This is a genomic window from Pseudomonas sp. c313 (assembly GCF_055407145.1).
This window is the reverse complement of sequence record NZ_JBUZRD010000010.1, coordinates 120,322-135,032: the sequence shown is the minus strand read 5'-3', so window position 1 is coordinate 135,032 and position 14,711 is coordinate 120,322. Positions and strand designations below refer to the sequence as shown.

Genomic DNA, 14,711 nt, shown 5'->3' with positions numbered 1-14,711 from the left:
ACAGGAGCTTCTCGATGAACCATTACCTTACCCCCGATCTGTGCGATGCCTACCCGGAACTGGTACAGGTGGTCGAGCCGATGTTCAGCAATTTCGGCGGCCGGGACTCCTTTGGTGGCGAGATCGTCACCATCAAGTGCTTCGAAGACAACTCCCTGGTCAAGGAACAGGCCGAGCTCAACGGCGCTGGCAAGGTGCTGGTGGTCGACGGCGGCGGTTCCCTGCGTCGGGCGTTGCTGGGCGACATGATAGCTGAGAAGGCCGCGAAAAACGGCTGGGAAGGGCTGCTGATCTACGGTTGCATCCGTGACGTCGACGTCATCGCCCAGACCGATCTGGGCGTGCAGGCCCTGGCCAGCCACCCGATGAAGACCGACAAGCGCGGTATTGGCGATCTGAACGTGGCCGTGACCTTTGCCGGTGTGACCTTCCGTCCGGGTGAATATGTCTACGCCGACAATAATGGCGTGATTGTTTCGCCCAGCCCGCTGAAAATGCCTGAATAAATTGCTGTAGCCGACAGGGGTGAGGATGTTCGAGGAAGAAAACGCGCAGTGGGGGCTGGTGCACGCCCTGGTGCTGGACGGTAAAGGCGGTGCGCGTTCGATTGCCCGGACTGAGCTCGACGAACTGCAATTGCAGCCGCAGGAGAGCCTGTGGCTGCATTGGGATCGCAGCCATCCGCAGACCCAGACCTGGTTGCGCAAATCCAGTGGCTTGAGCGAATTCGCCTGTGACCTGCTGCTGGAGGAGAACACCCGTCCACGGCTGTTGCCGCTGTCGGATGCCGAATTGCTGCTGTTCCTGCGAGGGATCAATCTCAACCCTGGGGCTGAACCGGAAGACATGGTCTCGGTGCGAATCTTTGCCTCAAGGACGCGGGTCATCTCCCTGCGTTTACGTCCCTTGCGTGCAACCGATGAACTGTTGGTGCAGTTGGCGGATGGCAAAGGTCCGAAAACAGCCTCTGAATTGATCCTTTGTATGGCGCAGTACCTGACCAACAAAGTTCAGGACCTGGTCAGCGACCTCTCGGAAGTCGTCGACGCCGAAGAAGAAAAACTGGATACCGACGAACGGTACGCTCCCGAACATGGCAGCATTTTGCAAATCCGTCGGCGGGCCGCGGGGCTCAAGCGTTTCCTCGCGCCCCAGCGGGATATTTTCGCTCAGATGACACGCATCAAACTGCCCTGGTTCGTAGACGATGACGGCGACTACTGGAACGAATTGAACAACAGCCTGACCCGTTACCTGGAAGAGCTGGAGTTGACCCGGGAGCGCGTAGGGCTTGTGCTTGAGGCCGAAGGCCGACGCTTGAGCGTGCGTATGAGCCGCACCATGTACCGCTTCGGGATTATCACCGGAATCTTCCTGCCGATGAGTTTTCTCACCGGGCTTCTGGGGATTAACGTTGGGGGTATCCCGTTCTCTTCCAGCCCTTACGGGTTCCTGATTGCCTGCCTGATGATGATCTCGGTGGCGTTGGGGCAGTGGTGGTTGTTCCGGCGTTTACGTTGGGTCTGACCTGAATGAGACCTGAACGGGGCAAGAGGTCATGTGACCCGAAGAATTTTACCCTCGTCTTTTAATTCACTTGCGAGAGGTCCCTATGCACGATCCGTTCGAACAGTCTTTGCGTGACATGCTTAACGCTTCGCCGCCCAACCGTGACGACGATGCCTGCCTTGGTCGCGTACTGAAAACCGCCAACCGTCAAGTCGGTGCGGGAGACCTGTTCGGTTTGCTTGGCCGTTGGTTGCCGGCATTGATGATGGCCCTGAACAACGGTTCGGCCCATGTTTCCCCGGTTTCCCGTCGTAAACCTATTGCTCGCACTGCTGATAAGGCTGATTGAATATGGAACTTGATCTCTGGACTCAGAGTCTGGTAACTGCAATGACTGCGTTGTGGACCAAGGTGGCGAATTTTATTCCCAACCTGTTTGGCGCGCTGGTACTCGTGCTGTTGGGTTTTGTCGTGGCCAAGCTGCTCGACACCCTGCTCTCCAAACTGTTGGCCAAACTGGGCCTTGATCGCCTGATGGGTGGCACCGGCCTGACCAAGTTATTGGGGCGTGCCGGGCTCAAAGTGCCTATCTCGACACTGGTCGGCAAGATCGTTTATTGGTTCGTGCTGCTGATTTTTCTGGTTTCTGCAGCGCAATCCCTTGGACTTGAGCGAGTTTCAGCTACGCTCGATATGCTGGCGCTGTATTTGCCGAAGGTATTCGGTGGCGCGCTGGTGTTGCTGGTGGGGGTTTTGCTGGCGCAACTGGCCAATGGGCTGGTGCGCGGTGCGGCTGAAGGCGTCGGTCTGGATTACGCCAGCGGTCTGGGGCGAATCGCTCAGGGGCTGGTGATCATCATCAGTATTTCAGTCGCGATCAGCCAGTTGGAGGTCAAGACTGACCTGCTTAACCATGTGATTGTGATTGTTTTGATTACCGTTGGTCTGGCTGTTGCGCTGGCCATGGGGTTGGGAAGCCGGGAAATTGCCGGTCAGATTCTTGCGGGAATTTATGTGCGTGAGTTGTATCAGGTTGGGCAGCACGTGCGTGTGGGCGAGGTCGAAGGGCAGATCGAAGAGATCGGCACGGTAAAAACTACAGTGCTGACCGATGATGGCGAACTAGTGTCGTTGTCCAATCGAGTTTTGCTGGAGCAGCAGGTAAGTAGCCGCTAACCCGGTAATCCCTGCTAATGTACGCCGCCGCAATCCTGGCTATCCAGGCTGTGGCGGACATTGACCTGACTGTCGGCACGACTTGTTTTGAATAAAGCCCAAACGCTGTCCACGCGCTATGACCCACGTGAGCTCTCTGATGAGGAGTTGGTCGCGCGCTCGCACACGGAGCTGTTTCACGTAACACGCGCGTACGAAGAATTGATGCGCAGGTATCAACGCACGCTGTTCAACGTTTGTTCAAGATATTTGGGGAACGATCGTGATGCGGATGATGTCTGTCAGGAAGTGATGTTGAAGGTGTTGTATGGCTTGAAGAACTTCGAGGGTAAATCGAAGTTCAAAACCTGGCTCTATAGCATCACGTACAACGAATGCATCACGCAGTATCGTAAGGAACGGCGAAAGCGTCGCTTGATGGACGCCTTGAGTCTGGACCCCCTTGAGGAAGCGTCTGAAGAAAAGGCGCCGACACCTGAGGAGAAGGGCGGGCTTGATCGCTGGTTGGTGTATGTGAATCCGATTGACCGGGAAATTTTGGTGCTGCGATTTGTCGCAGAACTGGAATTTCAGGAAATTGCTGACATCATGCATATGGGCTTGAGTGCTACAAAAATGCGTTACAAACGTGCTCTTGATAAATTACGTGAGAAATTTGCGGACAGTACTGAAACTTAGTGCGAGGCAAATATCTCTTACGTGTAGGCAAGTTCTGATAGACTTGTCGCCGAGTTGTCCCCCGGTATGTGGGACTGCTTTACAATCACCAGATGGGGATTTAACGGATGAAACTGAAAAACACCTTGGGCTTGGCCATTGGTTCTCTTATTGCCGCTACTTCTTTCGGCGTTCTGGCACAAGGCCAAGGCGCAGTTGAAGGCGAGCTGTTCTACAAGAAGCAGTACAACGATAGCGTCAAGCACATCGAAGACGGCTTCAATCCTGGCGCTCGCATCGGTTACTTCCTGACCGACGACCTGTCGTTGAACTTGTCCTACGACAAGACCAACCACACCCGTTCGAACGACGGTACTGGCAACCAGAAGATCAAAGGTGATACCGGCAGCCTGTTGGCTACTTACCACTTCGGTCAGGCTGGCGTCGACTCCCTGCGTCCATACGTAGAAGGTGGTTTCGGTCACCAGAGCCGTGGCAACGTCAAAGCTGACGGCCACAGCGGTCGCGATCAGTCGACTCTGGCTATCGTTGGTACCGGTGTGAAGTACTACTTCACCAACAACCTGTTCGCACGTGCAGGCGTTGAAGCTGACCACAACCTGGACAACGGCAAGTGGGATTACTCCGCACTGGTCGGCCTGGGCGTCAACTTCGGCGGTAACGCTGGCGCAGCAGCACCAGCTCCTACCCCAGCTCCAGCTCCAGAGCCAGTTCCAGAGCCAGAAGCTCCGGTTGCTCAGGTTGTTCGTGTTGAGCTGGACGTGAAGTTCGACTTCGACAAGTCGGTTGTTAAGCCTAACAGCTACGGCGACGTGAAAAACCTCGCTGACTTCATGAAGCAGTACCCACAAACCACTACCGTTGTTGAAGGTCACACTGACTCCGTCGGTCCTGACGCTTACAACCAGAAGCTGTCCCAGCGTCGTGCTGACGCTGTTAAGCAAGTTCTGGTCAAAGACGGTATTGACGCTGGCCGTGTAAGCTCGGTTGGTTACGGCGAATCCCGCCCAGTTGCTGATAACGCAACTGAAGCAGGCCGTGCTGTTAACCGTCGCGTAGAAGCATCGGTTGAAGCTCAAGCAGCTCAGTAATTACTGAGTTGTAGAAAAAAACCCGGCTTAGGCCGGGTTTTTTTTGCCTGAAATTTGGCTCAGGCGCTTGCCAGCAAGGCAGCTTCAACCGCTGTTGCCGCGACTGCACCAATCACCAGAATCGCCGGGCTCTTCAAGGCAAACGCCCTGGCGTCATCATGCATACAGGCCAGGCTGCTGCGGCACTCCCGCTGCTGCGGCAACGAAGCATTTTCAATCATTGCCACCGGCATATCGGCAGCCATGCCACTTTCCAGTAACTGCTGCCGGATTTCCTCCAGTTTTGCCACGCCCATATAGACCACCAGCGTCGTACCGCTTTCGGCCAGTGCTCGCCAGTTGAGGCTGCTGTCGTCCTGTGTGTGGGCGGTGACCAGGGTCACGCCGCGACTGACCCCACGCAATGTCAGCGGAATATCACAGTTGGTCGCCCCTGCCAGCCCGGCAGTAATGCCGTTGACCAGTTCCACCTCGACACCGCGCTCCCTGAGCCATAACGCTTCTTCGCCACCGCGCCCGAATATGCACGGATCGCCACCCTTGAGCCGCACCACGCACTTGCCCTGACGGGCATAACGCAGCATCAGGCGATGGATAAAATCCTGCGGTGTGGAGCGGCATCCGCCACGCTTGCCGACGGTGATCACCCGCACGTCGGGGCAGTGTTCAAGCACCGCCGGGTTGACCAAATCATCAATCAGCACCACATCGGCCTCGTGCAGAGCCCGTACCGCCTTGAGGGTCAACAGCTCCGGATCACCGGGGCCAGCGCCCACCAACCAGACTTTTGCGTTCATGTTTATTGCCCTCACACACTGATTGCGATTGGCTGCTTGTTGCTGGCCAATAGTCGTTTGATTTCCGGTACACAGGAGCCGCATTGCGTGCCGCAGCCCAATTCCTGTTTCAGGCCATTCAGGTCAAGGCCCTGGGCGATGCCGGTGCACACGGTGTTTTCACTGACGTTTTTGCAGTTGCACAGAATTTTATTGGCGGTAGAGCTTCCTGTGGCATTGCCCGGTGGCGCGCTCAATGGCGCCAGCAGCCAGCGACGCAGTTGCTCATCGGCCCGGCCTTCCAGCCACAGGCTTTGCAACCAGTGTCGGGCGAGGGTTTCGCCGGCCAGGCGAATTGCGGTAATCCGGCCCTTCTCGATTTTCACGCGCTTGCCGATAGAGCGTCGTGGGTCGTCATAGGCCATGACCGGGCCGTCATTGAGGCCCAGCAGTTGATCGATACGCTTGAGCAACTGCAGGTCTGGCGCCTCGCTATGGGCTGCCCGGATCAGCAGCGCTGGCCGTTCGCGACCAGTCAGGCTCAGGCTGACGTAGGCAAAGTCTTCGCATAGCGGGCGCAAGGCTTCAAAGTGTTGCTGGACGTCACCCTCGATCAGCGCGAACAACTGCCAAGGCAATTGCACGGCTTCCAGGCGTACCCCGCTGTGCTTGAGTTCCGGTTGTTTCGACAAGGGGTCGAACGCCGGTTGGGTCAGGGCGTTGACGCCGCCCTTGAGAAAACGATCGCCCCAGTGCATCGGCAGGAAAGCCTGGCCGGGACGCACACTGTCATCACGGGTCACGGCCATAATCACGCTGCCGCGACGGCTCTTAAGGTTGATCAGGTCACCTTCCAGGAGCCGATGCCGGCGCAACTCATCGGGGTGCAGACTCAGCAAGGCTTCGCTGACATGGCCGAACAACTGCGCAGCGGTGCCGGTGCGGCTCATACCATGCCATTGATCCCGCAGACGGCCGGTGATCAGGGTCAGGGGAAAGCGCGCGTCGCGCTGCTCCTTGGCGGCGCGGTAGGGATCGGCGACAAAATGCGCACGACCACTTTCGGTCGGAAAAACGCCATCGGTATACAGCCGTGGTGTGCCCGTTTGCGCATTGGCCGGGAACGGCCATTGCTGGGGCCCGATCTGGTCGAGCAGGGCATGGCTTATACCTGACAAATCCAGGTCGCGGTCGTGGGTCAGCACCTTGTATTCATCAAAGATCTGCGCCGGTTGTTCAAAGGAAAACAGGCTTGGCAAACCTGGGCGCAAACGTCGTTCCAGACGCTGAGCAAAATCCACGGTAATTGCCCAGTCGGGCCGTGACTCGCCCGGTGGGACAATGGCTTGGCGCACGTGGGAAATACGTCGCTCGGAGTTGGTCACCGTGCCCTCTTTCTCCCCCCAACTGGCGGCCGGCAATAACAGGTCGGCGAAAGGTGCGGTTTCCGTGGTGCGGAAGGCTTCCTGCAAGACCACGAACGGGCACGCGGCCAGTGCCTGGCGCACGGCGTTCTGGTCTGGCAGGGATTGTGCGGGGTTGGTGCAGGCGATCCACAAGGCTTTGATCTTGCCGGCCTGCACTTGTTCGAACAGTTCGATGGCGGTCAAACCGGTGCTGGCGGGCAGTTGCTCCACGCCCCAGTAGGCGGCCACTTGCGCTCGGTGTTCAGGGTTGGCCGCTTCGCGATGCCCTGGCAGCAAGTTCGACAGGCTGCCGGTTTCCCTTCCGCCCATGGCATTGGGCTGGCCGGTCAGGGAAAACGGCCCACAGCCTGGACGGCCGATCGTGCCAGTGGCCAGGTGCAGGTTGATCAGGGCGCTGTTCTTTGCGCTGCCGGCGGTGGACTGGTTGAGCCCCATGCACCACAACGACAGAAAGCTGGATGAGGTGCCGACCCATTCGGCGCATTGGCGTAATTGCTCGACGCTGATCCCGCACAGTTGCGTGACCATTTGCGGCGTGTAGTCATGCACCAGTCTTTTCAATTCTGCCAAGCCGTCGGTATGGGCCTGAATAAAGTCACGATCGACCCACTCTTCCCACAGCAGCAGGTGCAAAATCCCATGGAACAGGGCGACATCGGTACCGGGCAGGATCGCCAAGTGCAGATCCGCCAGGTCACAGGTGTCGGTGCGCCGGGGATCGATGACCACCACTTTCATGTCTGGACGACGGGCTTTGGCTTCCTCCAGCCGTCGGAACAACACCGGATGGGCGTAGGCCATGTTACTGCCCACGATCAGTACGCAATCGCTGGACTCCAGGTCTTCGTAGCTGCACGGCGGCGCATCGGCCCCCAGGCTGCGTTTGTAACCGACCACCGCCGACGACATGCATAGCCTGGAATTACTGTCGATATTGTTGGTGCCTACCAGCGCCCGGGCCAGTTTGTTGAAACTGTAGTAGTCCTCGGTCAGCAATTGCCCGGAGATGTAGAACGCCACGCTGTCGGGGCCGTGCTCGGCGATGGTTTCGGCGAACACGTTGGCCGCATGTTCCAGGGCGGTGTCCCAGTCGGTGCGGCTGCGGGCCAGGCCTTTGCCCAGGCGCAGTTCCGGGTACAACGCGCGCGCCGCCAGGTCGCCGGTCAGGTGTAGGCTGGCGCCCTTGCTGCACAGCTTTCCGAAGTTGGCCGGGTGCGTCGGATCGCCACTGACCCCGAGAATACGCTCGCCATCATGCTCGATCAGCACGCCGCAACCGACTCCGCAATAACAGCAGGTCGAGGCGGTGGTCTGGCGGTTCATCAACCGGCTTCCCGCAGTGCCAGCATCACCCGGCCGTTTTCGACCCGGGCGTGATGATGGTGGGCGCAGCCGATGTCCGGGGCCTGAGCTTCACCGGACGCCAGGTCGATCTGCCAGTTGTGCAGCGGGCAGGCCACGCGTTTGCCGTAGATCAAACCCTGGGACAGCGGGCCGCCCTTGTGCGGGCAGCGGTCGTCAAGGGCGAAGACTTCGTCGTCACTGGTACGAAAAATCGCGATCTCGCCTTTCGGTCCTTTGATGATGCGCGAGCCGAGGGCGTTGATTTCTTCGAGGGCGCAGATATCCAGCCAGTTCATGCCAGTACCTCCAGCTGTTTGACGGAGATGGTGTCGAATTCCTTTTTCAGTAACGGCTGTTCCAGGCGTTCTTTCCACGGGTCCTGTTCGAACGACAGGGAGAACTGCAGGCGTTCGTTAAGGGCCTGGCGCCGTGCCGGGTCTTCCAGTAAGGCTTTCTTGATGTGCTCCATGCCGACTCGTTGCAGGTAGTGCACGGTGCGCTCCAGGTAGAAGGCCTCTTCACGGTACAGCTGCAGGAACGCGCCGTTGTATTCGCGCACTTCTTCGGCAGTTTTCAGCTTGACGAAGAACTCGGCGACTTCTGTCTTGATCCCGCCGTTGCCGCCGATGTACATCTCCCAACCGGAATCGACACCGATGATTCCCACATCCTTGATCCCCGCTTCCGAGCAGTTGCGCGGGCAGCCGGAGACCGCCAGCTTGACCTTGTGGGGCGACCACATGTTGAACAGGTCATGTTCCAGCTCGATGCCCAGTTGTGTCGAATTTTGTGTGCCGAAGCGGCAGAACTCACTGCCGACGCAGGTCTTCACGGTGCGGATGGATTTGCCGTAGGCGTGCCCGGACGGCATATCGAGGTCTTTCCAGACCCCCGGCAAGTCCTGCTTCTTGATGCCCAGCAAATCGATGCGCTGCCCGCCGGTGACCTTGACCATCGGCACGTTGTACTTGTCGGCCACATCAGCGATACGGCGCAGTTCGGAGGGATTGGTCACACCGCCCCACATCCTCGGGACTACTGAGTAGGTGCCGTCTTTCTGAATGTTGGCGTGGGCCCGTTCGTTGATCAGCCTTGATTGCGGGTCGTCCTTGGCTTCGCCTGGCCAGGTGGAGATCAGGTAGTAGTTCAGCGCCGGGCGGCAAGTTGCGCAGCCGTTGGGGGTGCGCCAGTTCAGGTAGCTCATGGTGCCAGCGATGGTCAGCAGGTGCTGGTCGCGGATGGCCTGGCGGATCTGCCCGTGGTTGTGGTCGCTGCAGCCGCAGATGGCTTTTTCGCTTTTCGGTTTGACGTCGGCCGCGCCGCCCACGGTGTTGATCAGGATCTGTTCCACCAATCCTGCACAGGAACCGCAGGAGCTGGCGGCCTTGGTGTGCTTCTTGACGTCATCGACGCTGAACAGCCCGTGTTCCTGAATGGCCTTGACGATGGTGCCCTTGCACACGCCGTTGCAACCGCAGACTTCGGCGCTGTCGGCCATGCTCATGGCTTTGTCCTGGCCTTGGTGGCCTACATCACCGATGGCATGCTCCATTAAAGAAGAACCGCCAAACATCAGGTGGTCGCGAATCTCGCCAATGGCGTGGTTCTCACGGATCTGCCGGAAATACCAGCCGCCGTCTGCGGTGTCGCCGTACAGGCACGCGCCAACGAGGATGTCGTCCTTGATCACCAGCTTCTTGTAGACGCCGCCAATGGGGTCGGAAAGGGTGATGGTTTCCGTGCCTTCGCCGCCCATGAAGTCCCCGGCGGAAAACAGGTCGATACCGGTGACTTTCAGTTTGGTCGAGGTCACCGAGCCCTGATAGCGAGCAAAGCCCAGCTGTGCGAGATGGTTGGCGCAGACCTTGGCTTGTTCGAACAGCGGCGCCACCAGGCCATAGGCAATCCCGCGATGGCTGGCGCACTCGCCGATGGCGTAGATGCGCGGGTCGTAGGTTTGCAGGGTGTCGTTGACCAGAATCCCGCGGTTGCAGGGGATGCCGGATTTTTCCGCGAGTTCGGTATTGGGACGGATGCCAGCGGCCATCACCACCAGGTCGGCGGGGATCACGTCGCCATTCTTGAACTGCACCGAGCCGACCCGACCGTTGCCTGCGTCGTGCAGGGCGGTGGTTTGTTCGCACAGACGGAACACCAGGCCACGGCTTTCCAGTTCGGTTTGCAGCAGTTGGCCGCTGGTCTTGTCCAGTTGCCGTTCCAGCAGCCATTCGCCGATATGCACCACCGTGACGTGCATGCCCCGCAGCATCAGGCCGTTGGCCGCTTCCAGACCCAGCAGGCCGCCGCCGATCACCACCGCGTGCTTGTGGGTCTTGGCGGTGTTGATCATCACTTGGGTGTCGGCGATGTCGCGGTAGCCGATCACACCCTGCAGGGTGTTGCCTGGGATTGGCAGGATAAAAGGCGTCGAACCGGTGGCGATCAGCAGGCGGTCGTACTCGGCTTCGCTGCCGTCCTCGGCGATGACTCTGCGTTTGACCCGGTCGATCTGCACCACTTTGCGGTTGAGCAACAGCTTGATGTTGTTGTCCAGGTACCAGCTCAGGTCGTTGAGCACGATCTCCTCGAAGGTCTGCTCTCCGGCCAGCACCGGCGACAGCAGGATGCGGTTGTAGTTGGTGTGGGGCTCGGCGCCAAAGACGGTGATGTCGTACAGCTCGCTGCTCAGCTTGAGCAATTCTTCAAGGGTGCGAACCCCGGCCATGCCGTTGCCGATCATCACCAGTTTGAGTTTCTTCATGTCGTTCTCCGCAGGCTCGACAAATCACGCGCAAACAAAAAAAGGCGTCCCCGCTAGTTAGCTAGCGAGGACGCCTTTGTCCTGGTCCCGTTCTCTCGGGAAGCGCAGTCTTCGTCGTTGAAGGCTGGGCTGTATGTGTGTTGTTGAGGAAGGTAATGCAGTGGTTGTGCCAAGTGGCGTGAAGCACGTATTTATTGGCTTTCGACGTTTTTTATCGATGTCGGCCTGCACCCATTCAAGGCGAGCCGCCCGTTAGTGGTGCAACAGCCAGTACAGCAGCACCAGATTGATCAAGAGCGACACCAGCGCCAGCGTTCGCCAGACCTTCAGCGGCTCTCGCTCCAGCAGCGGTTTGGGCCGGATGCTCAACTCACGACGGTCGGCCTGCTCCAGCACCAGCAACCACTCTTCGGCGGTTTCGTAGCGTTGTTCGGGTTGCGCTGCTACGGCTTGTTCCAGGCTTTGTTGCATCCACTCGGGCAGGTCCGGCCGATAACGACTGGCACTGACAGGTGTGGTGAATTTTGGCCGTTGAAAGGCTTCGATTTCACCATAGGGATAATGCCCAGTGAGCAGGTAATACAAGGTCACGCCAATGCTGTACAAGTCCTGCTGTGGGGTAGGACGGTCGCCGTTGAAGGCCTCGGGGGCGATGAAACTCGGTGTGCCCGGCAACAGGTGCGCGCGATCCTCGGAAAGTCCGGGACAGTAGGCCAGGCCAAAATCCAGCACGCGCAGTTCGCCGTCCTCTCCCAGCAGCAGGTTTTGCGGCTTGATGTCGCGATGCAAGATCTGCCTTCGGTGCAACTGGCCGACGGCCCGCAGCAGGCGTTCGGCCAGGGACTGCCATTGCGCCAGTGGCAGCGGGCCGTGCTGCTTGAACAGTTCGGCGAGGGTTTGGCCTGCGTATTCACGCATCACGTAGTACAAATGCTGACGCCCGCTGGCTGAATGCACTTCAGGAAACGCCCGCCCGGCCACCCGGCGCAAAAACCATTCCTCCGCCAGCAAGGCTTGCGCAGCTTGCAGGTCATCATCATGGCTGACCGGCAGGGTCTTCAGCAGCCAAGCCTGTTGCTGGGCATCACGCACCCTATAGAGCAGGGACTGCCGGCTCTGCCCCTGCACCGCTTCCACCTGCCAGCCTTCGAAGTGTTGCCCCGGTTTCAACGCGGGGGGCAATGGCCACTGCTGCAACTGCACCAGAGCGTCGCCGAGGGTGGCGGCGCCGAGTTGGTCGATACGCACCAGCATCGCACTGGCATTATCCTGGCTGCCGGCCAGATGAGCTGAGTTGACCAGGGTATTCACGGCCAGGTCCAGGTCCGTTTGTTCCCGCAGGATTGCGCTGATGGCGTGATCTCCCAGGGAGGCCCAGACGCCATCGCTGAGCAGCAGGAAGCATTCGCCCTCGCGCAGTTCTGCGTCGAGGAAATCCACCACCAAGTGTTGATCCAGGCCCAGGGCGCGCTTGAGCACATGCTGCATGCCCGGTTGCTCCCAGACGTGCTCTTCGCTGATGCGCAGCAATTGGTCATCGAGCCAGCGGTAGACCCGGCAGTCGCCGACATGGGCCAGGGTAAAACGCTGCCCGCGAAATACCAGGGCGCTGAGGGTGGTCAGCAGTGGCAGGCCGCCACCGTTGGCCTGCAACCAGCGGTTTTGCGCCAGCAGCAGGCGGTCCAGGGACTGGGCCACGCCCCAGGTTTGCGGCGTGGCGTAATAATCCAGGGCCAGGGCCTGCAAGGTCGAGCGCGCGGCCAGGCCGCCGTCGGCGCACTGGCTGACGCCGTCGGCAATGGCGCACAAATAGCCTTTGCTGGCGGCCAGCTCAGGGGCCGGGGTAACCAGGCGCAGGGCGTCCTGGTTTTCCGACCGTGGGCCGATGGCGCTGGCCTGGGCGAAACTCAGTTGCAGGCTCATCAGACTCGCGCAGCGGTGACCGCCGCCGAACCCCAGGTGGTTCTCCAGCGACGCTTGACGCCGTACAGGCCGAACCAGGCCAACACACCCAGGCTGGCGAACAGCCAAAGCGCAAGCTGATAGCTGCCGGTGCTTTGTTTGATTGCGCCCATGCCCGCCGCTAGGGCAAAGCCGCCGATGCCGCCGGCCATGCCGATCAGACCGGTCATCACGCCGATCTCACGACGAAAGCGCTGGGGCACCAGTTGGAACACCGCGCCGTTGCCAGCGCCGAGGCCAAGCATGGTACAGACGAACAGAGCGAGGGCTGCGTAGGAACTCGGCAGATTGAAGCCCACCGCCGCGATGCAAATCGCCGCCACGCCGTACATGCCGAGCAGGGTGCGAATCCCGCCGAAACGATCCGCCAACGCACCTCCCAAGGGGCGCATCAGGCTGCCGCCAAACACGCAGGCGGCGGTGTAATAGCCAGCGGTCACCGGGCTCAAGCCGTATTGATCGTTGAAGTAGCCGGGCAGGGCGCTGGCCAGGCCGATAAAGCCGCCGAAGGTCACGCTATAGAAGAACATGAACCACCAACTGTCGCGGTCGCCCAGCGCCTTGAAATAGTCGGCCATGGATTTGGCTTTCGGTCGATCAGGCGCGTTGCGGGCCAGCCAGGCGAAGATGATCAGCGTTAGGATCAGCGGGATCAACGCGAAGCCAAATACATTGCTCCAGCCAAACGCAGCCGCCAGCACCGGTGCCAGCAAGGCGGCAAACACTGTGCCCGAGTTGCCCGCACCGGCAATGCCCAAGGCCTTGCCCTGATGCTCGGCGGGGTACCACTGGGAGGCCAGGGGCAGGGCGACGGCGAAAGAGGCGCCGGCCATGCCCAGGAACAGCCCCAGCAGCAGGGCTTGTTCATAGCTGTGAATGCCCAGTTTCCAAGCGGCGAACAGCGCGCAGATGACAATTACCTGGCCGATCAGGCCGGCGGTCTTGGGCGAGAGCTTGTCTGCCAGCATGCCCATCAGGAATCGCAATATGGCGCCGGCCAGGATCGGCGTCGCCACCACCAGGCCGCGCTGCTGGGTGGTCAGTTGCAGGTCGGTGGCGATCTGCACCGCCAACGGGCCCAGCAGGTACCAGACCATGAAACTCAGGTCGAAATACAGGAACGCGGCAAACAAGGTCGGGGTGTGACCGGATTTCCAGAAGCTTGATTTCATCACGCACCTCAGCGGTAAGGGGTCTTGTAAGAAGGCCTTGTGATGGAGCAGCTGGTTAGAGTCGCCCCACCGGCCCCGGGCTATGGGGCCAAAACGAAAAAACGCCGCCACCGGGGTCCGCGTGGGCAAACCGGGTGGGCGACGTCTTTGTCGTAGAGGGGGCAACCGCCGTTGGTTACCTGTGGTGATTACATAGCAAGAGCTGAGCCAATGTTGGTGTGAGGTCAGCCCAACAACTCACTCATGGCAATAATCTGCTCGGCCACTTGAATCAGCTTCTGCTGCCGGCTCATGGCCTGGCGGCGCATCAGGGTGTAGGCCTCTTCTTCATTGCAGTCCTTCATTTTCATCAACAGGCCCTTGGCCAGTTCGATGCGCTTGCGTTCCGCCAGTTGCTGGTCACGGGCCTGCAACTGTGCGCGCAAGGCCTGGTCGCTCTCGAAACGAGCCATCGCCACGTCGAGGATCGGTTGCAGGCGCTGGGCCTGGATGCCTTCGACGATATAGGCGCTGACCCCGGACTTGATCGCCTGACGCATAACGTCTGGGTCGTGCTCGTCGGTAAACATCACGATGGGGCGCGGCTGGTCGCGGCTGACCAGCACCACTTGCTCCATCACATCGCGGCCCGGTGACTCGGTATCGATCAGAATCACATCCGGGCGCACCGTTTCGACCCGTGCCGGCAGGTCGATGGTCAGACCGGACTCGTCGATGACTTCAAAACCGGCTTCAGTCAGCGCCGCCTTGAGGCGTCCGACTTTGCGCGGGGTGTCGTTGATCAGCAGGATACGCAGCATAAAGTCCGGCTCCTG

At 59.7% G+C, this 14,711-nt stretch carries 13 protein-coding genes; 6 read left to right on the top strand and 7 right to left on the bottom strand.

The annotated features are described in order from the left end of the window. Positions 1–14 precede the first annotated feature (14 nt). From rraA to ACZRKZ_RS22620, 6 genes are all read left to right on the top strand, one after another. Complete coding sequence (gene rraA / locus ACZRKZ_RS22645) at positions 15–506, top strand: ribonuclease E activity regulator RraA (protein WP_133101682.1); 492 nt, start codon at positions 15–17, stop codon at positions 504–506. 25 nt (positions 507–531) lie between these two features. Beyond that, positions 532–1,527 carry a zinc transporter ZntB gene (locus ACZRKZ_RS22640; RefSeq protein ID WP_133101681.1) on the top strand — a complete coding sequence of 332 codons (996 nt, stop codon included), beginning with the start codon at positions 532–534 and terminating at the stop codon, positions 1,525–1,527. An 85-nt stretch (positions 1,528–1,612) separates the two neighbouring features. Then, entirely contained in the window at positions 1,613–1,858 is a 246-nt protein-coding gene (locus ACZRKZ_RS22635) for a CrfX protein (protein ID WP_133101680.1), read from the top strand. 2 nt (positions 1,859–1,860) lie between these two features. Further along, complete coding sequence (locus tag ACZRKZ_RS22630) at positions 1,861–2,685, top strand: mechanosensitive ion channel family protein (RefSeq protein WP_463969904.1); 825 nt, start codon at positions 1,861–1,863, stop codon at positions 2,683–2,685. Positions 2,686–2,772: 87 nt separating this feature from the next. Then, the gene (gene sigX, locus ACZRKZ_RS22625; RefSeq protein WP_463969905.1) at positions 2,773–3,363 is read left to right on the top strand and encodes an RNA polymerase sigma factor SigX; all 591 of its coding nucleotides are present in this window, start codon (positions 2,773–2,775) and stop codon (positions 3,361–3,363) included. A 107-nt stretch (positions 3,364–3,470) separates the two neighbouring features. Beyond that, positions 3,471–4,454 (top strand): OmpA family protein, encoded by a 984-nt coding sequence (locus tag ACZRKZ_RS22620; protein WP_149412030.1) that lies wholly within the window; start codon positions 3,471–3,473, stop codon positions 4,452–4,454. A gap of 59 nt (positions 4,455–4,513) precedes the next feature. Here the strand turns inward: ACZRKZ_RS22620 and cobA are convergent, their stop codons facing one another. The 7 genes from cobA to ACZRKZ_RS22585 form a co-directional block, all read right to left on the bottom strand. After that, positions 4,514–5,251: a uroporphyrinogen-III C-methyltransferase gene (cobA, locus tag ACZRKZ_RS22615; protein ID WP_463982792.1), complete on the bottom strand. Its 738-nt coding sequence runs from the start codon at positions 5,249–5,251 to the stop codon at positions 4,514–4,516. Between the two features lie 11 nt (positions 5,252–5,262). Beyond that, the gene (locus ACZRKZ_RS22610) at positions 5,263–7,980 is read right to left on the bottom strand and encodes a nitrate reductase (protein ID WP_463982791.1); all 2,718 of its coding nucleotides are present in this window, start codon (positions 7,978–7,980) and stop codon (positions 5,263–5,265) included. Beyond that, a complete protein-coding gene (nirD, locus tag ACZRKZ_RS22605; protein ID WP_133101674.1) occupies positions 7,980–8,297 on the bottom strand; it encodes a nitrite reductase small subunit NirD in 318 nt (105 codons plus the stop codon). The genes ACZRKZ_RS22610 and nirD overlap by 1 nt, the downstream gene beginning before the upstream one ends. After that, the gene (gene nirB, locus ACZRKZ_RS22600) at positions 8,294–10,762 is read right to left on the bottom strand and encodes a nitrite reductase large subunit NirB (protein WP_463982790.1); all 2,469 of its coding nucleotides are present in this window, start codon (positions 10,760–10,762) and stop codon (positions 8,294–8,296) included. The genes nirD and nirB overlap by 4 nt, the downstream gene beginning before the upstream one ends. A gap of 252 nt (positions 10,763–11,014) precedes the next feature. Beyond that, positions 11,015–12,685, bottom strand: a complete 1,671-nt coding sequence (locus ACZRKZ_RS22595; protein ID WP_463982789.1) for a protein kinase domain-containing protein — start codon at positions 12,683–12,685, stop codon at positions 11,015–11,017. Then, a complete protein-coding gene (locus ACZRKZ_RS22590; RefSeq protein WP_463982788.1) occupies positions 12,685–13,896 on the bottom strand; it encodes a nitrate/nitrite transporter in 1,212 nt (403 codons plus the stop codon). Before ACZRKZ_RS22590 ends, ACZRKZ_RS22595 begins: the two co-directional genes overlap by 1 nt. A gap of 224 nt (positions 13,897–14,120) precedes the next feature. Further along, positions 14,121–14,696: an ANTAR domain-containing response regulator gene (locus ACZRKZ_RS22585; protein WP_149412024.1), complete on the bottom strand. Its 576-nt coding sequence runs from the start codon at positions 14,694–14,696 to the stop codon at positions 14,121–14,123. Between the last annotated feature and the right edge of the window lie 15 nt (positions 14,697–14,711).

Coding starts and splice junctions, on each gene's coding strand:
- ACZRKZ_RS22620 (WP_149412030.1), top strand. CDS start 3,471: ATGAAACTGAAAAACACCTTGGGCTTGGCCATTGGTTCTCTTATTGCC.
- cobA (WP_463982792.1), bottom strand. CDS start 5,251: ATGAACGCAAAAGTCTGGTTGGTGGGCGCTGGCCCCGGTGATCCGGAG.
- ACZRKZ_RS22630 (WP_463969904.1), top strand. CDS start 1,861: ATGGAACTTGATCTCTGGACTCAGAGTCTGGTAACTGCAATGACTGCG.
- nirB (WP_463982790.1), bottom strand. CDS start 10,762: ATGAAGAAACTCAAACTGGTGATGATCGGCAACGGCATGGCCGGGGTT.
- ACZRKZ_RS22590 (WP_463982788.1), bottom strand. CDS start 13,896: ATGAAATCAAGCTTCTGGAAATCCGGTCACACCCCGACCTTGTTTGCC.
- rraA (WP_133101682.1), top strand. CDS start 15: ATGAACCATTACCTTACCCCCGATCTGTGCGATGCCTACCCGGAACTG.
- ACZRKZ_RS22635 (WP_133101680.1), top strand. CDS start 1,613: ATGCACGATCCGTTCGAACAGTCTTTGCGTGACATGCTTAACGCTTCG.
- nirD (WP_133101674.1), bottom strand. CDS start 8,297: ATGAACTGGCTGGATATCTGCGCCCTCGAAGAAATCAACGCCCTCGGC.
- ACZRKZ_RS22585 (WP_149412024.1), bottom strand. CDS start 14,696: ATGCTGCGTATCCTGCTGATCAACGACACCCCGCGCAAAGTCGGACGC.
- ACZRKZ_RS22610 (WP_463982791.1), bottom strand. CDS start 7,980: ATGAACCGCCAGACCACCGCCTCGACCTGCTGTTATTGCGGAGTCGGT.
- ACZRKZ_RS22640 (WP_133101681.1), top strand. CDS start 532: ATGTTCGAGGAAGAAAACGCGCAGTGGGGGCTGGTGCACGCCCTGGTG.
- ACZRKZ_RS22595 (WP_463982789.1), bottom strand. CDS start 12,685: ATGAGCCTGCAACTGAGTTTCGCCCAGGCCAGCGCCATCGGCCCACGG.